Here is a 21,889-nt window from a genome sequence, read left to right as displayed (position 1 = left end):
ACCGAGGGAAATGAGCCAAAACGGCCGATTCTCCTCGGTTTTTCGACCACAACCTGGCCGGGCATCAACAACTTGGCCGGGCACCACTTCCTCACCGAGGCGGTCGGGTCGGGCGGCACCTCGCCTGGTGCCCCTGTCCTATGCGTCGTCCGGGGACAGGGCGCCGAGGTAGCTCAGCTGGGCGCGCACAATCTGCTCGGCGGCTCCGCGGACCCGCGGGTCGACGTCGTGATAGACGATGTCGCAGACCTCGGCCGCGGTCGTCGCGCCCTGCTCGAGCGCGGCCCTGACCTGGGCGATGCGCTCACGGCGGTGGTCGCGGTAGTGGTCGATCACCTCGGCGGGTGAGTCGATCGTCGGGCCGTGGGCCGGTTCGATGCGCGCATACGCCCCTGAGTCATAGAGCTCGCGGAGGCGATCGAGACTCACCAGGTAGTCCCCGAGCGACCCCTCGGGGTGGGTGACTATCGTCGTCCCCTCACCGAGGATGGTGTCGCCGCTGTAGAGGACGCCGTCATGGAGGAGGCTGATGCTGTCACCGGTGTGCCCCGGCGTCGCGACGACCTCGATCACGTCGAGAGGATCATCCCCGAAGACGATGCGATCGCCGTCGGCCACCGGTGGGGTGTGGCGGGCGAACCGGTCGAGGACAGCGTAGACGGGCACCTCGGGCGCCCAGTCGGCGACGCTGCCGAGCATCTCGGAATGATCGGCATGCTGGTGGGTGAGGACGATGCCCGCCAGCCTCCGGTCCCCCACCTCGGCGAGGAAGCGCTCACGGTGCTCAGCGAGTTCTGGTCCGGGGTCGACGATCACGGCCGCGGTGTCGTCGCGGGAGGTGAGCACATAGGTGTTCGTCCCGGTCAGGGTCATCGGGGACGGGTTGTTCGCACGGATCCTCATGAGTCGTCGGTGTCCTCGTCTGCGCTGGTCGGGTCATCGTCGTCGGCGCCCAGGCTCATCAGCCCGGTGCGGTCCTCTTCCTCATCGTCGCCGACGGCCACATCGCGGTCGCGCAGGGTGCCCTTCTGGTGGAAGTCCCGGCGGGGGTGGATGACGAGCCGCCATTCGCCGTCCTCGTCGGCGATCTCCGGACGCAGGGGGTGGACGTCGCGGACCTGGGCCATGGCCGCTCCCACGGTCGGAACGGTCTGCAGGCTCTCGACGATCAGCCGCGTGCTCGCGCTGATCCGGTCGGGATCGTCGGCGGCGTCGGCGAGGATCTCCTCGGGTCGCTTCCACCCGCCCGAGCTCTCGTTCGAAGCGAGGAAGTCGACTTCCTGGCCGAAGGGCACGGCGGCGAGGAAGTACGTGGTGTCGAAGCGGTGGAGCTGGGTCGCCGTGTTGATCCAGCGCAGCCACGGCTTGAGGAGGTCGGGGCGCAGCCGCAGGTCCCGCTCGCGCAGCACCTGCGACCACGACACCTCGTTCGAGAGCAGGCGATACCGTGTCGCCTGCCATTCCGTCTGCGGACTCGCGACGAGGTCGTGGTCGACGTTCTCTGCCAGCAGCACCCCGGTCGAGGCGAAGGCGACGCGCGCGGCAGCGGAGAACTGCTGCAGGGCGCGTGACTTGTTCTCGATGCTCAGCGTCATCGCGCACCGGGACGACTTCCATCCGGTGACCGGCAGCTTGCGCAGATCGCTCGGGCGCAGGTCCCCGACGGGGTAGGCCCAGCGGTTGCGGTCCTCGACGCCGCGCGCGTCGAGCTGACGCGTCACGAACGTCTCGAGCCCCTCACGGGTGTCGCGGACGAGGATGATCGCCGAGGCGGGCCGTGGGGGCTCGGGAACCGGCCGTCGTCCCTCTGAGCGCCAGAGGTCGAGCAGCCAGGTGAGTTCCGTGGAGACCGGGAGGGAGCGTCCGCTAAGCGGCATCGTCCTCGACCTCGACGACGACCTCGACCTCGACGGGAGTGCCGAGCGGCAGCGTGTTGACTCCGACGGCGCTGCGGGCGTGCTGGCCCTTGTCCCCGAAGATCTCCCCGTAGAGCTCGGAGACGCCGTTGATGACCGACGGCTGCTGGGTGAAGTCGTCGGTGGAGTTGACGAAGCCGGTGACCTTGACGACGCGCACGACCTTGTCGAGGTCGCCGATCACCGAGGCGATCGCGGCCAAAGCGTTGAGCCCGGCGATCCGCGCCAGCTGGTAGCCGGTGTCGACGTCGACCTCGGCGCCGAGGTGGCCCGTCGTCGGCAGCGCACCGTCGACGACCGGCAGCTGACCGGAGGTGTAGACGTAGTTGCCGGTGCGCAGGGCCGGGACGTAGACGCCGGCGGGGGCTGCGACCTTCGGCAGCTCGAGGCCGAGTTCGCTGATGCGGTCAAGGACGGTCGACATGGGTGGTCTCCTTCGACGAAGAGTGCAGACTGCTGAGCGGGGGTCAGGGCTTGGGGCGCTTGAGGTAGGCGACGAGACCGTTGTTGTCCGGCCCCGGCACGACCTGCACGAGTTCGTAGCCGTCCTCACCCCACTGATCGAGGATCTGCTTCGTCGCATGGACGATGAGCGGAACGGTGACGTATTCCCACTTGGTCATGGCTCTCCTACTCGGTTCGTCGGCACCCGGTGCACGTGTCTCGGCCCGGGCGGGCTGGCAGTCTCGGCGCGTGTTCACGCGTCGCTCATTGCCCCACCCCACACTAGCGGAGAAGGCGGAACAATGGCGACGGGAACGTCGCAGACGCGAGTGGGGCGGAACGATCGAGAAGATCGTTCCGCCCCACCGATGTCAGCCGCCGTCGACTCAGTTGCCGCCGAGGCCGGGAGCTTCGTCTCCCCCGCCGCCGTTGTCGCCGCCACCGTCGCCGCCGTTTCCACCGCCGCCGTTGCCGCCGCCACCGCCGTTGCCACGGTCGCCGCCGCCTCCGCCGCCGTTGGAGGAACCGCCGCCGCCGTTTCCGCCTCCGCCGCCGCGGTTGGTGCCGGTCGATGACGAACCGCCTCCGCCACCGGAGCCCCCGCCCTGGAAGTACTTCGAGCTCGGCTTCGGGAATCCGGTGTTGCCCTTGGTCTCCTTGACGGCCTTGCTCATGAACGCCTGCCAGGTCTTACCGGAGATTGTCGCACCGTAGATCTGACCGCGCACCTTGCCCTTGCCGTTCTTGCGCCAGTCGCGGGTGCCTCGCGGGTCACCGGTCCACACAGCCGTCGACAGGGTCTTGGTGAATCCGAGCAGCCAGGTGTGGCCGACCTCGAAGTTCGTCGTACCGGTCTTCGCACCGGCGGGCACTCCGATTCCCAGACTGCTGGTCGTACCGCCCTTGAATGTCTGCGTCAGCGCGTAGGCGACGCCGCGCGCGACCTGTTTGTCGAGGACCTGCTTGCACTCCTCGCCCGGGACGTCGATGTTCTTGCCGTTGCGGTCCGTGATCTCGAGGATCGGCTTCGGTCCGCAGAACTTCCCGTCGTTGGCGAAGGTCGCGAACGCCGCGGCCATCGCGATCGGGGTCGTCTCCGTGGTGCCGAGGATCGACGACGGGGAGAGCGCCTGGATGAAGCCGGACTTGTCGGCGTAGTCGAGCTTCTCTCCGCTGCCGTAGCGGATGCCGAGATCCATCGCGGTGTCCATGATCTTGCACATGTTGAGCTGGTTGCCCATGGCCGCATACCCGGTGTTCACCGAGTTCTTCGTGGCGTTGAGCACCGTCATCGAGCCCTTGCCCGAACCGTCGCCGGCGTTGTTCGGATCCCAGTCACCGGCCATGTTGGGACAGCCGCTGTACTTCCACGAACTCGCCGGGAAGTTGCGCTTGGTCGCATTCACCGAGGCGTTGAGGCTCTTGCCCGACTTCAGCCACGTGGCCAGCACGAACGGCTTCCACGTCGAACCGACCTGGAAGCCGGCACCGCCGTTGTGCTTCTTGTCGACGGTGTAGTTGATGTTCGTCTTCTTGTTCTTGTCCTTCTTCTCGACCTCGCCCTCTGTGTACTCACGGTTCTGAGCCATGGCGATGACCTCACCGGTACCCGGTTCGATCGTCACGAGGGCATGGCCGGCTCCCGAGGGATCGCCGACGGGGACGCGCTTCTTGACCTCTTTGTCCGCGATCTTCTGGATGTCGGGATTGAGGCTGGTCTTGATCGTCAGGCCGCCGCGCTGGAGGGTGGCGATGCGATCTTCGACGGTCTTGCCGAAGCTCTCGTCGTTCTTGATGACGTTGACGACGTAGTTGCAGAAGAACGCGGCGCTGTTCTCCGCCGCCGAACAGCCGTTCGGGGTCTCTCTGATCTTGAGGTCGAGGCCGGTCTTGACTGCCTCGTCGTACTGCTTCTGCGTGATGTGACCGTACTTGAGCATCTGCCCGAGCACGACGTTGCGGCGCTCGAGCACGGCGTCGGGGAAGCGCTCGGGATTGAACGCCGACGGGTTCTGCACGATGCCGGCGAGCATCGCCGACTGCTGGATGTTGAGGTCCTTCGCGTCGATGCCCCAGTAGCGGTAAGCCGCTGCCTGCACGCCGTAGACGTTCGGCGATCCCGAGTAGTTGTTGATGTTGAGGTAGCGGTTGAGGATCTCCTTCTTGTCGTACTTCTTCTCCACCGCAACGGCGAGCTTCGCCTCACGCAGCTTGCGCGCGTAGCCTGCCGTGCCCTTGGACTCCCTGGCGGCCTCCACGCCTTCCCGGTTCGATTCCGCGTGGGCGTTCTCGGCCAGCACGTTCTTCACGTACTGCTGAGTCAGCGTCGAACCGCCCTGCGTCGTCGAGGAGACCATGTTGTGCACCGCCGCGCGGGCGATGCCCTCGAGGTCGATGCCTCCGTGTTCGAAGAACCGGTAGTCCTCGACCGAGATCGTCGCGTCCTGCATCTCCTGGGAGATCTGGTCGAGGGGAACCTCGACGCGGTTCTGCCAGTAGAAGTCAGCGATCTTCGAGCCGTCGGCGGCGAGCATCGTCGACTTCTCGCCGAGGTCGCGCTCCTCGAGCGTGGCCGGCAGCGCATTGAAGATCTCGACGGCGCTGTTCGCGCTGGCAGTGGCGACACCGACGCCGGGGATGGCAAGACCGGCGGCCACGATTCCGGCCACCGCGCTCACCGCGACGAACTGGAGGAAGGCCGCCATCTTGGTCGGTTCGGGATTTGACTCAGGAGACACCATGAAACCAAGTTTAACCAACCGGAGTTGAGCGCCGTCTCAGAGAACGGTGAAAGTGCTACGTCCTGGGCACGAGCGTAAGCAGGCTGACTTCGGGTCGGGCTGCGAAACGCACAGGTGAGAACGGTGAGAAGCCGAGCCCTGCAGAGATCTCGACGGTCGAACCCCGATAGGGGAACACGCCGCGTGCGCGTGTCCGATCGAGGTCGCAGTTCGTCACCGGTGCGCCCCAGAACGGCACCCGGATCTGCCCTCCGTGGGTGTGCCCGGCCATGATGAGGTCCGCCCCCGCCGAGGCGAACGCCTCCAGAGTCCGCGAGTATGGGGCGTGAGTGACGCCGACCTTGAGGTCAGCCGCCCGATCGAAGCGCGGGTGGACGAGCTCGCCGTCCTCGGTCCAGCGGATCCGATCGCGGTCGATGTGGGCATCGCCGAGGCCGGAGAGGTCGATCAGGGTGCCGCGGATCTCCATGGTCGCCTCGGCGTTGTCGAGGAAGATCCACCCGCGGTCCTCGAACCCCTTGATGAGAGCGTCGACGTCGAGGTCGGGGCTCGTGCAGTGCTTGACCTCGGAGGGCGAGCGCAGGTACTTCGCGGGGTTCTTCGCCTGCGGGGAGAAGAAGTCGTTCGAGCCGAGGACGAAGACGCCGGGGACGTTCAGGAGCCCGTCGAAGACCTCGAGGACCTGCGGCACGATGTCGGCGGAGAGGTTGTCGCCGGTGTTGACGACGAGGTCGGGCTCGAGGCGGGTGAGCGCACTCACCCACGCCGCGCGGTGCTTCTGCCACGAGGTGAGGTGGAGGTCGGAGACGTGGAGGATGCGCAGCGGCTCGTGTCCGGCCGGCAGCAGCGGCAGGGTGTGGCGGCGGACGGCGAAGAGATGGGGCTCGATGCCTGCACCCCAGAGGCCGGCGGCCGCAGGGAGGGCGAGGCTGCCTACGGCGAGTGCGCGTGTCTTCATTCGACACAGTTTAGTCGGTGTCGGATACCCTCAAGCACCAACCGACCTTGTCACACCGACTGCGTATGCTCGGTGCCCCCCCTCGCCCCGGGCAGCCCGACGCCGGTGGAGGGAGCTGAGCCGGCGGTGCCCGACGACTCGGCAGACGAGGTAGATGAGGAAGGAGATCGTCGTGACGAACGGGCTGATCGGAACGACCGGTGAGCCGAGGGCGAGGAGGATCCCGCCGACCGAGGCGGTGACGGCGAAGACGACGCTGAGCACGGGCACCCACACCGGTGAGGCGGAGACCTGGGTAGCGGCGGCAGCGGGCGTGATGAGGAGGGCGAGGACGAGGAGGACGCCGACGACCTGGACGCTCAGCGCCACGGCGAGACCGAGGACGAGCATGAAGACGATCGTCAGCCCGGACACAGGCACCCCTTTGGCCCGCGCCACCTCGGGGTCGAGGCTGGCGAAGAGGAGCGGCCGCCACACGACGGCGAGGACCACGAGGACGATGAGGGCGCAGACGATGAGGGTGAGGATCTGGCCGGGGGTGATCGCGACGATCTGTCCGGTCAGCAGCCCGAACTTGCTCGCCGAGCGCCCGTCGTAGAGGGCGAGGAAGAGGATCGCGAGCCCAAGCCCGAAGGGCATGAGGACGCCGATGATCGCGTTCTTCTCCGAGGCCCGGGCCCCGCCGATGCCGATGATGAGGGCCGCGAGGATGGAGCCTGCGATCGACCCGCCGACGACGTCGAAGCCGACGAGCAGGGCGAAGGCGGCTCCGGCGAAGGAGAGCTCGGAGACCCCGTGAACGGCGAACGGGATGTCCCGGGCCATGACGAAGACGCTGATGAGACCGCCGACGACGCCGAGGAGGGCGGCGGCGATGAGGGAATTGGTGAGCAGGGCGACGAGTTCCCCGTAGTCCTCGAAGGAGAACAGGCTGGAGACGATCTCGGCGATCGACATCAGATCGACCCCCGTTCCGTCTCGGTGACCGCCGGTGCATCGGCGTGGACGTCACCCCGGTGGTGGACATGATGGTCGGTGCATTCGTCCTCACCGCCGACGACGATGAGGCGACCGCCGACGCGGACCACCTCGACGGGAGAGCCGTAGAGGCGGGTGAGCGATTCCGAGGTCATCACCTCGGCGGGGGTGCCGATGAGGAAGTGCCCGCCGACGATGTAGAGGATCCGATCGACGTAGGGCAGGATCGGGTTGATCTCGTGGGTGACGAAGAGGACCGCGGCGTCGCGAGCCCGCCGCTGCTCGTCGATGAGTCCTGCGACGACCTGTTGATGGTGCATGTCGAGGGAGAGCAGAGGTTCGTCGCAGAGGAGCACCGAGGGGTTGCTCGCGAGCGCCTGGGCGACCCGCAGCCGCTGCAGCTCTCCCCCGGACAGGGTGCCCGCCGGCGCGTCGGCATAGCTCTCGGCCCCCACCGAGGCGAGGAGTTCGTCGACGTGCCTCCGTCGCTTCCGCGACGGCCAGCCCGGACCCCAGCGGTACCCGTCGATGCCCATGCGGACGATGTCGCGTCCGCGCATCGGCGTGTGCGGGTCGATGCCGCGCTGCTGCGGGATGTAGCCGATGGCCGGGTTGCCCGAATGGACCCGGTGACCGTCGATCTCGGCGGTGCCCCGGTAGAGCCCATGCTCGCCGAGGAGGATCTTGAGCAGCGAGGTCTTGCCGGTGCCGTTGGGGCCGAGCACGGCGAGGAACTCCCCCGGTGCGACCGCGAGGTTGAGATCGTGCCAGAGCACCCGGTCGCCGAAACGCAGCTCGGCATCGTGGAGGCTGATCGCGGGGGTCGGGCCCCCACCGTGGAGCGACCGGCTCGCCTGCCCGGCGTCGGCGGTGGGCCGAGTCCTCGTCACCGTGTCGGAATCCCCTGTCATCATCAGTGCCCATGCCCTTCGAGTGCCGTGGCGATCGCGTCGATGTGCCCGCCCATCCAGTCCGTGTACTCGGCGCCCTGAGGCATCGTCTCGGCGAGGTCGACGACGGGAACGCCTGCCCCCTCGGCCGTGGCCTTGAGCTGCTCTGCCTGAGGTCCGGCCGCCTGCGTATTGTATCCGAACAGCACCGCCTCCCCGGAGGAGATCTGCTCCTCGGCGTCCTCGAGGACAAGGGGCGGCACGTCATTGCCCTCCTCGACAGCGGCGAGGAATTCGGGACTCGTGATGGTCTCGAGCCCCATGTCGTCGAAGAGCCGCAGCGGCACCGGTTCGGTCGCCGCGACCTTCTCTCCGCCGTGCTCGTCCTTGACCGCAGCGATCGTCGACTCCAGCTCGCCGAGGCGGTCCGTGTACTCCTCCGCGTTCGCCGTGATCGTCTCCGCCTGGTCGGGCAGAGCCTCGCCGAGGTGGAGCGCGACATCGTCGACGAGCTTCGTCATCGTCGGCACCGAGTACCAGAGGTGTTCGTTGAACTCCCCGTGGTCGTGTCCGGCATGGCCGTCGGCCTCTGCGGACTCGTCCTCTCCATGCCCGGCGTGGTCGTGGTCGGCGTTGTCTGCGCTGTCGTGGTCGGCGTGGTCGTGGGAGTGCGGTTCACCGGCGGCGTCCTCGGAGCCCGGCAGGCCCGAGAGTGCGACGACGTCGATGACCTCGGGTTTGACTTCGGAGGCCTCGAGCATCGTCGTCATGAAGCTGTCGTATCCGCCGCCGTTGATGACGACGAGGTCGGCCTTGGAGAGGCGGAGCCGGTCCCGGGTCGTCGCCTCGTAGGAGTGCGGGTCCTGATTGGGATCGTCGATGATCGCCGTGACGTCCGCGGTGTTCCCGGCGACGGCGGAGATGATGTCGGCGTAGACGTTCGTCGAGGTGACGACCGAGAGCTCGGCCGAATCCCCGCTCTGCCCGCCGCCGCACCCGCTGAGGACCAGGCCGGTGACGAGACCGATCGACCCGGCGGGGAGGAGGTGTCGGGACAAGCGCATGGCGGGCCTTTCGTGTCGAGTCGGTGATCTCTCCGATCACAGTACTCAGCCGAAGGGCCCGCCACTAATATAAATATTTATATATAGCGACCTGTTTATGGTTCCCAGTACGGTCCGCTTGGGACCGCACGACCGCTCAGGCCGCCTGCGCCTCGAGCTTCGCCGCGAGCAGCGCGGCGATCTGGACGGTGTTGAGCGCCGCACCCTTGCGCAGGTTGTCGTTGGAGACGAAGAGGACGAGGCCCTTGCCGGCGGGAGCCGACTGGTCGGCGCGGATGCGGCCGACGTAGCTCGGGTCGGTGCCGGCCGCCTTGAGCGGGGTGGGGACGTCGTCGAGGACGACTCCGGGCGCCTCGGCGAGGATCTCCGTGGCCCGCTCGGGTGTGATGTCGGAGGCGAACTCCGCGTGGATGCTCAGGCTGTGCCCGGTGAACACGGGAACGCGCACACAGGTGCCGGCGACGAGGAGGTCCGGGAGTCCGAGGATCTTCCGGCTCTCGTTGCGCAGCTTCTTCTCTTCGTCGGTCTCGAGTTCGCCGTCGTCGACGATGCTGCCGGCCATCGGCAGGACGTTGAAGGCGATCGGTTCGACGTAGTTGTTCGGCGCCGGAAGTTCGACGGCGCTGCCGTCGCGGGTGAGCGCCCGGGCGTCGGCGATGCCGGCTTCGAGCTGACCGGCGAGCTCCTCGACGCCGCTCAGCCCTGATCCGGAGACGGCCTGGTAGGTCGAGACGACGAGGCGGGTCAGCCCCGCCTCCGTGTCGAGCGCCTTGAGCACCGGCATGGCGGCCATCGTCGTGCAGTTGGGGTTGGCGATGATGCCCTTGGGCACAGTGTCGAGGGCGTCGGGGTTGACCTCGCTGACGACGAGGGGCACCTCGGGGTCCGAGCGCCAGGCCGAGGAGTTGTCGACGACGATGACCCCGGCGGCGGCGAACCGCTCAGACTGGGCACGGGAGGTCGCCCCGCCGGCGGAGAAGAGGGCGATGTCGAGTCCGGTCGGGTCCGCCTCGGCGGCATCCTCGACGACGATCTCACGGCCCTGGAATTCGACGACCTTGCCTGCCGAGCGGGCCGAGGCGAAGAGCCGCAGGTTCTCGATCTCGAACCCGGGATCGTCGGCGAGGAGGTCGAGCATGACACCGCCGACCTGGCCGGTGGCTCCGACCACTCCGATTGAAACGCTCATCGTCCTGTACCTCCGTAGACCACTGCTTCGTTGTCCTCTGTGTCGAGTCCGTAGGCCGCATGGGCGGCACGGACGGCGTCGTCGAGCAGGTCCGCTCGGGTGACGACGCTGATGCGGATCTCCGAGGTGGAGATCATGTCGATGTTGACCTGGGCGTCGCTGAGCGCTTCGAAGAGCGTCGCGGTGACCCCAGGGTGGGAGCGCATGCCGGCGCCGACGACGGAGAGTTTGCCGATCTGGTCGTCGTAGCGGACCTGGTCGAAGCCGATCTTCGCCTTCGCACCGTCGAGGGCTTCGATGGCCTTCGCTCCGTCTGTCTTCGGCAGCGTGAACGAGATGTCCGTCTTCCCCGGTTCGCGGGTGGAGATGTTCTGGACGATCATGTCAATGTCGATCTCCTGCGCGGCGATCGTCTTGAAGATCTCCGCCGCCTTGCCCGGGACGTCGGGGACGCCGACGATCGTGACCTTGGCTTCCGAGCGGTCGTGCGCGACTCCGGAGATGATTGCCTGTTCCATGGTGGACTCCGTTTCTGTTTCCGCTGCCTTCGCACTCCGTGCCGGCAGAAATGCTTCGGGGATGGCCGAATCGGTCACCCAGGTGCCCTGTTTGCGCGAGAAGGACGAGCGCACGTGGACCGGGACGTCGTAGCGCCGAGCGTACTCGACGCACCGGAGCATGAGGACCTTGGCGCCCGAGGCCGCCATCTCCATCATCTCCTCGAAGCCGATCTCGTCGATCTTGCGCGCGGTCGAGACGATGCGAGGGTCGGCGGTGAAGACGCCGTCGACGTCGGTGTAGATCTCGCAGACGTCGGCGTCGAGGGCGGCGGCGAGGGCGACGGCCGTGGTGTCGGAGCCGCCGCGGCCGAGCGTCGTGATGTTCTTCGCCGTCTGGCTCACGCCCTGGAATCCGGCGACGATGGCGATGTTGCCGTCGTCGAGGGCGGAGCGGATCCGCCCCGGAGTGACGTCGATGATCCGCGCCTTGCCGAACTGCTCATCGGTGATGACTCCGGCCTGGGAACCGGTGAACGACTGGGCTTCGAAGCCGAGGTTGGCGATCGCCATAGCGAGCACGGCCATCGAGATCCGCTCTCCGGCGGTGAGGAGCATGTCGAGCTCACGCGCAGGCGGCAGCGGAGAGACCTGCTGGGCGAGGTCGATGAGGTCGTCCGTGCTGTCCCCCATCGCCGAGACCACCACGACCACCTCGTGGCCGGCTTGTCGGTATTCGACGATGCGCTGGGCCACCCGTTTGACCGACTCTGCGTCGGCAACCGAGGACCCGCCAAACTTCTGGACGACTAAGCTCACTGAAGTCTCTTCCTGTTCGCTGATGCGGACTGCGCCGATCGACTGCTCTCGCAGTGCCGAGCGCTGCGGTGAGGCAGACGGCGTCGGCGGACCGGCGTCCCCACCATTGTAGGAGGTGGGCACTTCGGGCCGAGGGGGTGCCCGTCATACAGACACCTGTCTCACCTTGGGCAGTGGTCTCTTTCGGTCAAGCCGGCCAGCACTTTTCGACGCTTCAGGCCGATTGCCACGCTCACTCAAGCCGGCCAGCACTTTTCGACGCCCCCAGCCGTTCGCGACGCTCGCTCAAGCCGGCCAGCACTTTTCCAACGTTCCTCGCTTCGAAAAGTGCTGGCCGGCTTGACCGAGCCGCCGGTGGCCGCGATCAGTCCTCCGCCGTGGTGACGGTGAAGAGGTCACCGGGCTGGCAGTCGAGCGCGGCGCAGAGGGCGACGAGCGTCGAGTACCGGATGGCCTTGGCCCTGTTGTTCTTGAGCACGGAGAGGTTGGCCAGGGACACGCCGACGGCGTTCGACAGTTCGGTGAGCGTCATCTCCCGCTGGGTGAGCAGCGCGTCGAGGTGGCAGACCACTCGCCCTTCGCCGAGGTCGGCCGGCATCAGACGAGCCCCTCGAGTTCTTCCTGCGCCTTGCGCCCGGATGCGAAGCTGCGCTGCAGGAGCGCGATGCCGCCGGCGATGCCGAGGAAGAGGAACACCTGGGTGACTCCGAGACCGCCGCTGACAGAGTCGGAGATGCCGAGGTCGCGCGAGGCGAGGTTGGAGCCGAGCGTCGCAGCGATCGCGTAGATGATGACGAGAATTGCGACCGACAGCGCGAGAACGGACAGCGCCTTGAGTGCGCGCGACGTGAAGGGCGTTCCATGAGCGATGTCCCTGAGGATGGGGAAGCAGATGATCGCCGCACCGATGAGGCCGATGATCACCGTGAGCTTCGAGATGATGAGGAGCACCATCGTCTCGGGAGCGAGCAGCACCGTCGAAACGGTCACGTCAGCGGGACCGGAGAGAGCAACCGCGCTGCCTCCGACGTCGATGGCTGCCGACGCATCATCGGCGAACTCGAACCGAATACCGATCTCGTTGGCGATCAGTCCCTTGACGAGAATGTAAGCCAAGTACACGCCGTAGACTCCGAGCACTCCGCTGATGACGGATTCCATTCCCGACCTCGACTTGCCTTCGCTCGACTTCGTCATCTCCACCGGCATTCCGTTCGTTTCACCCATCACTGGTCACACCTTCCATCTCGACGACCGGGACACTCCGTCTGGTCGCATTCGGGCTGCTCTTATCGATACTCGATATATCGATAAACAACATGCTTCACGATAATCGATAAGGTGTCAAGGGCGTCGAACCAGAATATTGCGAGGTGAGCCGCCGCTGCGGACGAGTTGCGGTCGAAGAACCGAGGCGAAATCGCGAAAATCGCGGATTCGCCTCGGTTCTTCGACCGCAAACAGGTTGGCAGGCGGGGTGGCGTCGCCTCAGAGTGTGGTGGCCGGGTGAGTGGAGACGCCTCAGGGAGCCGTCACGACCAACGGCCGCTGAGAGGCCTGCTCGGCCGCGGCGGGATCTGCTCAGTCGACTTCGCGGCGACCGGAGAACGCCCGGCCCAGCGTGACCTCGTCGGCGTACTCGAGGTCTCCGCCGACGGGCAGACCCGAAGCCAGCCGTGTCACCGTCACCCCGAGAGTGCTCAGCAGCCGCACGAGGTAGGTGGCGGTGGCCTCGCCTTCGAGGTTGGGGTCGGTGGCGATGACGATCTCGGTGACCTCGCCGTTCTGCAGGCGAGGCATGAGCTCCTTGATCCGCAGGTTGTCCGGGCCGACGCCGGCCATCGGATCGATCGCTCCCCCGAGCACGTGGTAGAGACCGCGGTATTCGCGAGTGCGCTCGATGGCGACGACGTCCTTGGGCTCCTCGACGACGCAGATCATCGTCCGATCACGGCGCGGGTCCTGACACACGGTGCACTCGGCCTCTTCCGAGACGTTGCCGCAGATCTCGCAGAAGCGCACACGCTTCTTGACGTTGCTCAGAGCCTGAGCCAACGCGTTCACATCACCGGAATCGGCTTGGAGGATGTGGAACGCGAGCCGCTGGGCCGACTTCGGCCCGATGCCCGGGAGCTTGCCGAACTCTTCGACGAGGTCCTGGAGGGCACCCTCATACACTGCGCTCATACGTCTCTTTCATCGATGATCTCTCCGCCGAGGACCTTGGCGATCACGGCCACGCCGACCTGCGGGGCGTCGGTGATGTCGAGGTCCGTCTCCGGATCATACTCGTCCTCGTCCCGACCGGAACCGGTGGGCTGAGCATCGACCGGTGCCGCCGCCGACGTGGGTGCAGGCGCATCGAACCCACCGCTGCCAGTGCCGGAGATGCCAGCCGAGTATCCGCCGGTGTCCATGCCGTGACGTTCGGCGATCGCAGCGAACCGGGACTTGAATGGCTTCGCGCCGTTCGCTCGGGCTGCGGGCGCGGTGGGTGAGCCACTCCCACTTCCCTGAGGATGAGCGTTCCCCTGCGCACCGTTCGCGATCCCTGCTCCCCCGGAATCGATGTCGGAATCCCCATAGGCGCCGAGGTAGTCCCCCTCGTCGTCCTCGGGCGGCGGGACGACGACGGCACCGACATCGACGGCACCGCTGCCGGCACTCGTCGAATCGGCGTCGTCACCGGCGGGAGCCGACTGCTGCGGCGCGTCGTGCCACACGGGTTCCTCCCACCGCGGCTGGACATACTCCATCGGCTCGTCGTCGGAGAAGTCACGTGACGACTGTCCGCCATAGGACTCCGATTCCCCACCACGGGCGGTCGAATCGAATGCCGGAGTCGGTTCCTGAGCAGGCGACGGTACGGAGGAGGCGGGGTTCGCACCGCCGCCAGAAGGGCCGAAGAAGTCCTCGTCCGAGAGGTCGGGAACGACGATGTCGTCGACCGGGGACGAAGGCTGCGATACCGATGGCTCTTCGCTGTGGGACGGAGCGTCAGTGCCTCCGAACGGCGACGCGCCCTGCTCGGGACGCGAGGCCGGTTGCGCGCTCGAAACGGGATCGGTCTCTGCATCCGCGGCGTTCACATCACCGGCGCCTGACGTATCGACGGGAAAGTCGGAGGATGCTGTCTCTGCCGGTGCGGCAGCGGCGTTGCTCGATTCGGCTCCGGCACCGCCCTGTCCGGCGCGAACTTCTGAGGGCTCATCACGGGCAGAGTCATCCGTCGATTCGGGGCGGGGGCCTGTTTCGCCCTCCTCGTCGTCGGCAGACCACGGGCCCTGCGGGGCGTCGCCGGTCTCCCAGAACTTTTCGCGATCGACCTGCGGCTTGTCGACCTCCCGGGTGCCGACGACCGCGGCGACCTCTTCGGGGCTGGGGCGACGGAACTCGGTTCCGGGTCCGCGGTTCTGATTCTGCTGCGGCGCAGGCGAGCCTGTTCCTCCCCCGGGCGCTCCGCCCGAGTTCCCACCGATGCGGCCGACGTCGCCGATGTCGATACGCGCGTCGATGCCGAGGACGTCGTTGATCGCCGTGGCGAGCTTCGCGGCATGATCGCGCTGTTGGAAGCCCTGCACGGAACCGGCGTTGTTGAAGCCGAGGTAGACGACGCCGTCGGAGAACGACTGTGGGATGGCATTGGCCGCGATGATCGCACGCGTCAGGCGACTGCGCTTCTCGACGGCTGCGAGGATGCTCGGCCAGGCGCGACGGATCGCTTCGATCTCTCCGCCGATGCCGCCGGCTCCGGCAGGCCCCGACTGCGATGCCGCCGCAGGCGACTCAGGTGCCTCGGAGTCCGCTCCGCCGGAACCACGGTGCGCGGAACCATCGTTCGGCGCAGCGCCTCCGGCTGGCGACGACGGATATCCGCCCGAGGGCGACGACGAACCGCTGCCTGCGGGCGACTGTGCACCACTTGACTCACCGGCGGAGTCGCGAGCGGGCTGCGTCGGCTGGTCGGTCGGGGCCTGCTCTCGGTTCGAGCGCTCGGGCTGCGCCGCCGGCTCGCGTGGCGACCGGTCATTCGGAACGAACCCTTCGCGAGCCGAACCCGGCTGATGAGCAGGCCTCTGCTCCTGCTGCTCGGTGCTACTGGACGCCTGATTTCCAGATTGCGGCGGACCGTCGTGCATCGCTCCCAGACCGGACTGGCTCGGCTGATCGTTCTGTTGCGAGTGAGCCGCTTGACCCGACTGCGATCGGCGGTCGTCAGACTGCGGCGGCTGACCACCAGATCGTTCCTGACCTGCTTGCGGCCTCTGCTGCGAGGGAGCTGCCTGACCAGGCTGCCCAGAAGACTGTCCATCGGCAGACGCTCCGCGACGCTGGCCGTCCTGCGGTGCGCGTGCTGTCTGAGCAGTGTGGTCGCGTTCGGTCTGAGCGGGGCGATTCTGCATCGGTGCAGGCTGCCGGTCAGCACCGTTTGCCGGTGAAGCCGACGCTGGTGCAGCCGGCGCCGGGGTGTCGTTGAGCAGCGACTCGGCGGCCGCCGCGGCTGCGGTGAGTTCGTCGAAGTCGTCGGGCGCAGGAGCAGACGACGGCCCACCGGGGCTCTGCCCCGGCGCACCGGCCCGACCGGTCGGGGCACCCGCCCCGACCGAAGGCGATTCGACCGAACCCGACCCGGCCGAAGTCGATCCGCTCTGAGGTCCGACACCCTGAGGTCCGTTGCCCCGAGGCCCAGCAGCCTCCTGAGGCGCTCCGCCCTGCGCCGCCGCACTCTGCGGAACGCCCTGCGCACCGCCCTGCCCCTCACCACCGGCCTGGGGCGGAACGTTCCCGCCCGAACCGGACGCGGACATGCCGATGCGCCGCTCCATCCGCTCGACGCGACTGAGCACGGCGTCGCGACTGCGAACCGAGGCGGGCAGGAGGATGCGGGCGGCGATGAGTTCGAGCTGCAGCCTCGGCGAGGTCGCCCCCGACATCTCGGTCAGTCCCTGGTTGAGGATGTCGGCGGCACGGGAGAGTTCGGCCTGACCGAAGCCGCGCGCCTGCAGGGTGAGGCGCTCGAGCCGATCCGGCGGCACCTCCGGAAGGAAGGCATGGGCTGCCTCGGGGGCGGCATGGATGACGATGAGGTCGCGCATCCGCTCAAGGAGGTCTTCGACGAACCGGCGCGGATCCTGACCCGACTCGATGACCCGCTCGATCGCCCGGTAGACACCGGCGCCGTCACCGGCGGAGAACGCGTCGACGATGTCGCTGAGCAGAGAATCCGGGGTGTAGCCGAGCAGCGCCACGGCCGTCGCATAGTCGACGCCGTTCGGACCGGAGCCTGCGATGAGCTGGTCGAGCACGGAGAGGGTGTCGCGCACTGACCCGCCGCCGGCACGCACGACGAGCGGGAGCACGCCCTTGTCGACCTGGACGTCCTCGCGTCGGCAGAGCTCCTCGAGGTAGTTCCCGAGCGCCTCGGGCGGCACGAGCCGAAACGGATAGTGGTGGGTGCGTGAGCGGATCGTCCCGATGACCTTCTCGGGTTCCGTCGTCGCGAAGATGAACTTGATGTGCGGCGGCGGCTCCTCGACGATCTTGAGCAGGGCGTTGAAGCCCTGCGAGGTGACCATGTGCGCCTCATCGAGGATGAACACCTTGTACCGGTCACGAGCGGGTGCGTAGATCGCGCGTTCGCGCAGATCACGGGCATCGTCGACGCCGTTGTGGCTGGCCGCGTCGATCTCGACGACGTCGAGCGAGCCGGGTCCGCCGTTGGCGAGGTCGCGGCAGCTCGGGCACTCGCCGCAGGGCACAGGTGTGGGCCCCTTCTCGCAGTTGAGGCACCGCGCGAGGATCCGCGCCGAGGTCGTCTTGCCGCAGCCGCGCGGCCCGGAGAACAGGTAGGCATGGTTGATGCGACCACGGTCGATCGCGGCCTTGAGCGGCTCGGTCACATGCTCCTGACCGATGACCTCGTCGAAGGTCTCTGGGCGGTATCGTCTGTACAGTGCGGTGGACACAGCCCTAGCCTAATGCCACCCCCTGACGCGACACAGAGACACTGCTCAGGCCGTTGAGACCGCGGACTCACTTCGGGCACGATAGTCGGTATGACGGACTCCACCTCCTCCGCCGAACCACCCGATCCGGTCCGCACCTTCCGCATCGGACACAAGGAGCGCGACGAAGCGATCGAACTCCTCCGGGAGGCCGTGGGCGACCGCCGGATCACCGTCGACGAACTCGACGAGCGGATGGAGGCCGTCCAGGCCGCGAAGTACCCCGTCGACCTCGATGCCGTCCTCTCCGACCTCACCCCCGACCTGCCGTCGGACCGCTACCGCCCCCGCGCCGAGGTGGCCCGCCGGCTCCCGCCCGCACGGTCCGCACACGGCTGGGACCCCGTCGACCCGCTCGTCATCAAGGCGACGTGGGACTCTGAGCACCGCCGCGGCCGATGGCAGGTCCCGCCCTACATCCGCTGCGAACCGTCGATGTCGACGATCGAACTCAACTTCCTCGAGGTCGACACCGACCTCACGACGATCGACATCGACGTCGTCGCCGGGGCCGGCACGCTCGTCATCGTCGTCCCCGACGAGTGGGCCGTCAACGTCGACGACCTCGCGAAGTCATGGGGTTCGGTGAAGTCAGCGGCGAACGCGCTCCCCGCCCCCGGCGCCCCGACCGTCGTCGTCAGCGGCTCGGTGGGCATGGGCAGCTTCCGCGCCCGCTTCGCCAACTACTTCGACCGTCGCCGGATGGCCCGCTGATGCCTCCCGGCCTCGATGCGGTCATCTTCCTCACGATCGCCATCATCATCGTCTTCGCGATCGGCTTCCTCCTCGTCCATCGGGTGATGACGAAGCCCGGTTCCCACATCGGCTCACGCCTGCCCAAGCCTGACCCGAATCGCGACGACCCCCGCCGAGGCGGCCCCTCCCCGGAACGGACCGACCCCTCCGCCCCAGGCTGGGACCCCACCGATCCTCGCTGGGACAAGGGCGACGAGGGACCGGACGACCACCTCGGCGACGGCAGGGACCGTTGACCTTATAGGGGCACTGACCTGGGAGAATATTTCCCGCACCCCTTGATTGCCGGGTCAGAGCGTGATGCACTCATCTCATGGCTGAGCTCAGCATCACCCGTCTGGCCCCCGACGATGCCTCACGACTGAGGCAGTGGCTGGCCGTCATGCGCGAGGGCTACACGGCCGGTCGCACCGGGGCATGGTGGGCGAGCGAGCCGGCGATGCTCACGCAGTTCGCCCACCCCCGCCACGACAAGACCGACATCGCCCTCCTCGCCCACCTCGGCGGGGAACCCATCGGCGGGGCCGAGATCAATCTCCTCACCGACTCCCCCGCCATCGTCGAACTCGCCGTCCTCCCGGCGCACCGTCGGTCCGGTCACGGCACAGCCCTCGCCGAGGCGGTCGAGGCGATCCTCCGCGACTCCCCCGCCACGCTCGTCCAGACCGAGACCTATACGCCCGAGGGGATCGCATTCGCCGAGTCCCGGGGACTGCACATCGGCAATGAGGAGCAGCGGATGCTCCTCGACCTGCCCGCCTACCTCGAGGCCGACGCGAACCGGTACAAGCAGCGGCAGCGACCGAAGCCGACCGTCGGCCCCGCCGACCCGACCGAGGTCCATCCGCGACCGGACTGGACGATCGTGTCCTGGATCGGGATGTGTCCCGAGGAGCTCGTCGAGTCATGGGCAAGGCTGCGCCGGCAGATGGACGAGGACGTGCCGCTCGGCGACCTCACGCGTTCGGACCACCACGCCGACGTCGCGGCGATCCGGACGTACGAGGAGAGGATGGCCGAACAGGGGTGGATCCTCGTCAGCTCGATGGCGCAGGTCGACGAACCGGGCACCGATGCCGGCGCAGACGACGTGGATCCCGCGACGCTCGCCGTCGGCTACACGGAGATCATGGTCTCCGCGCACGATCCCGACATCATCATCCAGGAGGACACCCTCGTCGACCGGTCCCATCGCGGCCTCGGCATCGGACGGGCCCTCAAGGTCGCGAACATGCGCCAGCTCCACGACGTCCCCGAGGCCGCCGGTGCCCGCTGGATCCAGACGTACACTTCGACCGACAATGCCGCGATGCTCGCCCTCAACGAGGACCTCGGCTTCCGAGTCGTCGACACGATGACGGCCCTCGAAGGCCCCGTTCTCGACTACACTGACCAGTGACCGCACCCGCATCGAAGCGAAGCAGGCTACCGTGTCCTCCAACGTCATCATCATGATCGTCGTCTTCGTCATCGTCGTGCTCGTGACGATCCTCATCATCCGGGCGCGTTCGGCGAAGGCGAAGCGGGAGCGCGAGACCCAGGCCGCGGCCGCCTCCACCCCACGCGACCCGTTCGCCTCCGACCAGAACACCGGCGGCGACCCGGCGGCGATCAAGGCCGGCGACCTCCTCGAGTTCGGCAACGAGAAGTACTTCGTCCGCGGGACCCTGCGGATCTCGGAGGGCGGCTACGACTGGGCCGAGCACTTCTTCCAGTCCGACGACTCCGCGACCCGCCTCTGGCTCACCGTCGAACACGACCCCGACCTCCAGGTCTCCCGGTGGCGCGACCGCCCCGACCTCGACATCGAACCGACGTCGAAGACGATCACGATCGACGGCACCGAGTACGAGATCGTCGAACACGGCACCGCCTCCTACCGTTCCGAGGGCACGACGGGGCTCAACGAGAAGGGTGGCCTCGACTACGTCGACTACGAAGCCCCCGACGGGAAGATGCTCGCCTTCGAGCGCTTCGACCACGGCCGGTGGGAAGTGAGCACAGGCGAGTCCGTCCCGGTGGGCTCCTTCACCATCTACTCGAGCAGCTGATGAGCCTCGCACCCCCACTTCCCATCACCGTCGACGTCCCCTTCGCCGACACGAGCTCCGAGCAGCTGCGCTTCTCCCTCGACCGCCCGCGCATCGCCGCGCTCGCCACCGAGATCGTCGACCTCGAACCGCTCGGCTGCCCCGGGCTGCGCCTCGAACTCCACGTCATCGGCTCCTCCCACCAGGTCGTCCTCGCCGGGTCAGAGGACCATCCCGCCGGGTCAGAGGACCATCTCATCGAGACCTTCGCCTGCCCTCCGACCGCGGACGGCCCCGCACCGCAGGTCGCGAACGACGGGACGCCCCACTGGGGCACCCGGCAGGTGACCCGCGGAGCGTGGGCGGGATTCACCTGCCATGGGTTCCGCGCCACCCGCACCACCGCTGCGGATGAGTTCCGCACCGCCGTCGCCGAGGCGCTCGACCGTGTCCGCGGCCACGACCGTCACCTCGTCGTCGGGTTCCCCGGCGACCCGGACGCCATCACCGCGCTCGCCCTTTCAGGCGCCGAGGCGGGCCACCTGAGCTGGCAGACGTGGCACGTCTACCCGCAGCAGACCGAGATCGTCCACACGACGACCGTGCTGACGAACGCACCCGACGTCCCGTCCGCCTCGGCGAGGGGCGTGCGATGACGAACAACCCGAACATCTCCACCGGCGGCGGCTCCTTCGACTTCGACGCCGAACACCGCCCCGGTGGCGGTCCGGGTGGTCCGGGAGGCCCGTTCGGCAATGGGCCGGGCGGCGGACCCGGCGGGGGCTCGGGGAGGAAGCCGCGCCGCTTCGGCTGCGGCGCGGTCATCGGGCTCGTCGTCGTCCTTCTCCTCGTCGCGATGCTCTTCCAGAGCTGCGGGGCGAACTCGGGCAGTGCGAACTGCGGGGACTACGACCTCGTCGACGGCCAGTACGTGGAGAACCCGAACCAAGGGGACTACGTGAGGAACGGCGACAGCTACGACTACGTCGGCTGCGATCCCTCACGCTCCAGCGGTGGCGGAGGATTCTTCTTCTTCCCGTTCTTCTTCGGCGGCGGGGGCGGAGGCACCGGCTCGAACTACGGCGACGGCTCCGGCTTCCGCGGCGGCGGCCCGGGATCGGGCAAATGACCAGTCAGAGACAGCGACGACAGCACCAGGAAAGGCAGCCATGATCCTCGACATGCTCCTCTACGAGACCGGGGTCGTCCTCGCGTATGCGGGCAGCGGCATCCTCCTCATGTTCGTCGGCTACTTCGTCGTCGATCTTCTCACCCCGGGCAAGCTCCACGTCATCCTCTGGGAGCAGAAGTCCCCGAATGCCGCAGTCCTCGTCGCCTCCGACCTCCTCGGCGTGGCGATCATCGTCATCGCAGCGATCCGGGCGAGTGCCGACGACCTCGGTGCGGGGATCGTGACGACGCTGCTCTTCGGCATCATCGGCATCATCCTCATGGCCGTGAGCTTCCTCCTCATCGATGCGCTCACCCCGGGCAAGCGCGGGGACATCGTCCACGCCTCCTCGCTCCACCCCGAGGTGTGGGTCAACGCGTCCGCGCACATCGGCATCGCCGGCATCATGGCCGCCGCGCTCCTGTGACCAC

The 21,889-nt window shown here is 67.7% G+C and carries 22 protein-coding genes; 7 read left to right on the top strand and 15 right to left on the bottom strand.

Going from position 1 to position 21,889, the window contains the following annotated elements:
* Positions 1 to 138 precede the first annotated feature (138 nt).
* The 15 genes from AC0VYB_RS03540 to AC0VYB_RS03470 all read right to left on the bottom strand — a co-directional run bounded on the left by AC0VYB_RS03540 (position 139) and on the right by AC0VYB_RS03470 (position 17,462).
* Entirely contained in the window at positions 139 to 903 is a 765-nt protein-coding gene (locus AC0VYB_RS03540) for an MBL fold metallo-hydrolase (RefSeq protein WP_119297061.1), read from the bottom strand.
* Positions 900 to 1,877 carry an NUDIX hydrolase gene (locus AC0VYB_RS03535; protein WP_063250824.1) on the bottom strand — a complete coding sequence of 326 codons (978 nt, stop codon included), beginning with the start codon at positions 1,875 to 1,877 and terminating at the stop codon, positions 900 to 902. The genes AC0VYB_RS03540 and AC0VYB_RS03535 overlap by 4 nt, the downstream gene beginning before the upstream one ends.
* Positions 1,867 to 2,340 (bottom strand): RidA family protein, encoded by a 474-nt coding sequence (locus AC0VYB_RS03530; RefSeq protein WP_063250822.1) that lies wholly within the window; start codon positions 2,338 to 2,340, stop codon positions 1,867 to 1,869. The genes AC0VYB_RS03535 and AC0VYB_RS03530 overlap by 11 nt, the downstream gene beginning before the upstream one ends.
* A 43-nt stretch (positions 2,341 to 2,383) precedes the next feature.
* Positions 2,384 to 2,539, bottom strand: coding sequence for a hypothetical protein (locus AC0VYB_RS03525; protein WP_009380800.1), 156 nt, complete (start codon positions 2,537 to 2,539; stop codon positions 2,384 to 2,386).
* Positions 2,540 to 2,746: 207 nt separating this feature from the next.
* Positions 2,747 to 5,101, bottom strand: coding sequence for a transglycosylase domain-containing protein (locus tag AC0VYB_RS03520; protein ID WP_063250820.1), 2,355 nt, complete (start codon positions 5,099 to 5,101; stop codon positions 2,747 to 2,749).
* A gap of 55 nt (positions 5,102 to 5,156) precedes the next feature.
* Positions 5,157 to 6,059: a metallophosphoesterase gene (locus AC0VYB_RS03515; protein ID WP_475385044.1), complete on the bottom strand. Its 903-nt coding sequence runs from the start codon at positions 6,057 to 6,059 to the stop codon at positions 5,157 to 5,159.
* A 30-nt stretch (positions 6,060 to 6,089) separates the two neighbouring features.
* Positions 6,090 to 7,016 carry a metal ABC transporter permease gene (locus tag AC0VYB_RS03510; RefSeq protein WP_190247493.1) on the bottom strand — a complete coding sequence of 309 codons (927 nt, stop codon included), beginning with the start codon at positions 7,014 to 7,016 and terminating at the stop codon, positions 6,090 to 6,092.
* Positions 7,016 to 7,951, bottom strand: a complete 936-nt coding sequence (locus tag AC0VYB_RS03505; RefSeq protein ID WP_144588093.1) for a metal ABC transporter ATP-binding protein — start codon at positions 7,949 to 7,951, stop codon at positions 7,016 to 7,018. Before AC0VYB_RS03505 ends, AC0VYB_RS03510 begins: the two co-directional genes overlap by 1 nt.
* Complete coding sequence (locus AC0VYB_RS03500) at positions 7,951 to 8,991, bottom strand: metal ABC transporter solute-binding protein, Zn/Mn family (RefSeq protein ID WP_144588095.1); 1,041 nt, start codon at positions 8,989 to 8,991, stop codon at positions 7,951 to 7,953. The genes AC0VYB_RS03505 and AC0VYB_RS03500 overlap by 1 nt, the downstream gene beginning before the upstream one ends.
* A 136-nt stretch (positions 8,992 to 9,127) precedes the next feature.
* Positions 9,128 to 10,180, bottom strand: a complete 1,053-nt coding sequence (locus tag AC0VYB_RS03495; protein ID WP_144588097.1) for an aspartate-semialdehyde dehydrogenase — start codon at positions 10,178 to 10,180, stop codon at positions 9,128 to 9,130.
* Entirely contained in the window at positions 10,177 to 11,496 is a 1,320-nt protein-coding gene (locus tag AC0VYB_RS03490) for an aspartate kinase (protein WP_009380780.1), read from the bottom strand. The genes AC0VYB_RS03495 and AC0VYB_RS03490 overlap by 4 nt, the downstream gene beginning before the upstream one ends.
* Positions 11,497 to 11,860: 364 nt before the next feature.
* Positions 11,861 to 12,094, bottom strand: a complete 234-nt coding sequence (locus tag AC0VYB_RS03485; RefSeq protein ID WP_009380776.1) for a helix-turn-helix domain-containing protein — start codon at positions 12,092 to 12,094, stop codon at positions 11,861 to 11,863.
* Positions 12,094 to 12,723, bottom strand: coding sequence for a DUF2975 domain-containing protein (locus tag AC0VYB_RS03480; protein WP_081591051.1), 630 nt, complete (start codon positions 12,721 to 12,723; stop codon positions 12,094 to 12,096). The genes AC0VYB_RS03485 and AC0VYB_RS03480 overlap by 1 nt, the downstream gene beginning before the upstream one ends.
* A gap of 354 nt (positions 12,724 to 13,077) precedes the next feature.
* Entirely contained in the window at positions 13,078 to 13,674 is a 597-nt protein-coding gene (gene recR / locus AC0VYB_RS03475) for a recombination mediator RecR (protein ID WP_063250836.1), read from the bottom strand.
* A gap of 5 nt (positions 13,675 to 13,679) precedes the next feature.
* The gene (locus AC0VYB_RS03470) at positions 13,680 to 17,462 is read right to left on the bottom strand and encodes a DNA polymerase III subunit gamma and tau (RefSeq protein ID WP_259821127.1); all 3,783 of its coding nucleotides are present in this window, start codon (positions 17,460 to 17,462) and stop codon (positions 13,680 to 13,682) included.
* A 90-nt stretch (positions 17,463 to 17,552) separates the two neighbouring features.
* On the opposite strand from AC0VYB_RS03470, the gene AC0VYB_RS03465 reads away from it, so the two are divergent.
* The 7 genes from AC0VYB_RS03465 to AC0VYB_RS03435 all read left to right on the top strand — a co-directional run bounded on the left by AC0VYB_RS03465 (position 17,553) and on the right by AC0VYB_RS03435 (position 21,885).
* Positions 17,553 to 18,215 carry a DUF1707 SHOCT-like domain-containing protein gene (locus tag AC0VYB_RS03465; RefSeq protein ID WP_119297054.1) on the top strand — a complete coding sequence of 221 codons (663 nt, stop codon included), beginning with the start codon at positions 17,553 to 17,555 and terminating at the stop codon, positions 18,213 to 18,215.
* Positions 18,215 to 18,493, top strand: a complete 279-nt coding sequence (locus AC0VYB_RS03460; protein WP_009380761.1) for a hypothetical protein — start codon at positions 18,215 to 18,217, stop codon at positions 18,491 to 18,493. The genes AC0VYB_RS03465 and AC0VYB_RS03460 overlap by 1 nt, the downstream gene beginning before the upstream one ends.
* Positions 18,494 to 18,570: 77 nt before the next feature.
* A complete protein-coding gene (locus AC0VYB_RS03455; protein ID WP_119297053.1) occupies positions 18,571 to 19,656 on the top strand; it encodes a GNAT family N-acetyltransferase in 1,086 nt (361 codons plus the stop codon).
* A gap of 31 nt (positions 19,657 to 19,687) precedes the next feature.
* Positions 19,688 to 20,308 carry a DUF4178 domain-containing protein gene (locus AC0VYB_RS03450; RefSeq protein WP_119297052.1) on the top strand — a complete coding sequence of 207 codons (621 nt, stop codon included), beginning with the start codon at positions 19,688 to 19,690 and terminating at the stop codon, positions 20,306 to 20,308.
* Positions 20,308 to 20,943 (top strand): DUF2617 family protein, encoded by a 636-nt coding sequence (locus AC0VYB_RS03445; RefSeq protein ID WP_119297051.1) that lies wholly within the window; start codon positions 20,308 to 20,310, stop codon positions 20,941 to 20,943. The genes AC0VYB_RS03450 and AC0VYB_RS03445 overlap by 1 nt, the downstream gene beginning before the upstream one ends.
* A complete protein-coding gene (locus AC0VYB_RS03440) occupies positions 20,940 to 21,416 on the top strand; it encodes a hypothetical protein (protein WP_475385043.1) in 477 nt (158 codons plus the stop codon). The genes AC0VYB_RS03445 and AC0VYB_RS03440 overlap by 4 nt, the downstream gene beginning before the upstream one ends.
* 40 nt (positions 21,417 to 21,456) lie before the next feature.
* The gene (locus AC0VYB_RS03435; RefSeq protein ID WP_201671474.1) at positions 21,457 to 21,885 is read left to right on the top strand and encodes a DUF350 domain-containing protein; all 429 of its coding nucleotides are present in this window, start codon (positions 21,457 to 21,459) and stop codon (positions 21,883 to 21,885) included.
* The last annotated feature ends 4 nt before the right edge of the window (positions 21,886 to 21,889 follow it).

This window comes from Brevibacterium sp. Z349TD_9 (assembly GCF_056173565.1).
The sequence above is the reverse complement of the archived record's forward strand: the minus strand, read 5'-3'. Positions and strand labels throughout refer to the sequence as shown.

What these genes read in the sequence shown, in the direction of transcription:
- AC0VYB_RS03520 (WP_063250820.1), bottom strand. Translation starts at nt 5,101, where the DNA reads ATGGTGTCTCCTGAGTCAAATCCCGAACCGACCAAGATGGCGGCCTTC.
- AC0VYB_RS03515 (WP_475385044.1), bottom strand. Translation starts at nt 6,059, where the DNA reads ATGAAGACACGCGCACTCGCCGTAGGCAGCCTCGCCCTCCCTGCGGCC.
- AC0VYB_RS03500 (WP_144588095.1), bottom strand. Translation starts at nt 8,991, where the DNA reads ATGCGCTTGTCCCGACACCTCCTCCCCGCCGGGTCGATCGGTCTCGTC.
- AC0VYB_RS03485 (WP_009380776.1), bottom strand. Translation starts at nt 12,094, where the DNA reads ATGCCGGCCGACCTCGGCGAAGGGCGAGTGGTCTGCCACCTCGACGCG.
- AC0VYB_RS03530 (WP_063250822.1), bottom strand. Translation starts at nt 2,340, where the DNA reads ATGTCGACCGTCCTTGACCGCATCAGCGAACTCGGCCTCGAGCTGCCG.
- AC0VYB_RS03455 (WP_119297053.1), top strand. Translation starts at nt 18,571, where the DNA reads ATGGCTGAGCTCAGCATCACCCGTCTGGCCCCCGACGATGCCTCACGA.
- AC0VYB_RS03495 (WP_144588097.1), bottom strand. Translation starts at nt 10,180, where the DNA reads ATGAGCGTTTCAATCGGAGTGGTCGGAGCCACCGGCCAGGTCGGCGGT.
- AC0VYB_RS03525 (WP_009380800.1), bottom strand. Translation starts at nt 2,539, where the DNA reads ATGACCAAGTGGGAATACGTCACCGTTCCGCTCATCGTCCATGCGACG.
- AC0VYB_RS03535 (WP_063250824.1), bottom strand. Translation starts at nt 1,877, where the DNA reads ATGCCGCTTAGCGGACGCTCCCTCCCGGTCTCCACGGAACTCACCTGG.
- AC0VYB_RS03510 (WP_190247493.1), bottom strand. Translation starts at nt 7,016, where the DNA reads ATGTCGATCGCCGAGATCGTCTCCAGCCTGTTCTCCTTCGAGGACTAC.
- AC0VYB_RS03460 (WP_009380761.1), top strand. Translation starts at nt 18,215, where the DNA reads ATGCCTCCCGGCCTCGATGCGGTCATCTTCCTCACGATCGCCATCATC.
- AC0VYB_RS03480 (WP_081591051.1), bottom strand. Translation starts at nt 12,723, where the DNA reads ATGGGTGAAACGAACGGAATGCCGGTGGAGATGACGAAGTCGAGCGAA.
- AC0VYB_RS03540 (WP_119297061.1), bottom strand. Translation starts at nt 903, where the DNA reads ATGAGGATCCGTGCGAACAACCCGTCCCCGATGACCCTGACCGGGACG.
- AC0VYB_RS03445 (WP_119297051.1), top strand. Translation starts at nt 20,308, where the DNA reads ATGAGCCTCGCACCCCCACTTCCCATCACCGTCGACGTCCCCTTCGCC.
- AC0VYB_RS03440 (WP_475385043.1), top strand. Translation starts at nt 20,940, where the DNA reads ATGACGAACAACCCGAACATCTCCACCGGCGGCGGCTCCTTCGACTTC.
- AC0VYB_RS03505 (WP_144588093.1), bottom strand. Translation starts at nt 7,951, where the DNA reads ATGATGACAGGGGATTCCGACACGGTGACGAGGACTCGGCCCACCGCC.
- AC0VYB_RS03435 (WP_201671474.1), top strand. Translation starts at nt 21,457, where the DNA reads ATGATCCTCGACATGCTCCTCTACGAGACCGGGGTCGTCCTCGCGTAT.
- AC0VYB_RS03465 (WP_119297054.1), top strand. Translation starts at nt 17,553, where the DNA reads ATGACGGACTCCACCTCCTCCGCCGAACCACCCGATCCGGTCCGCACC.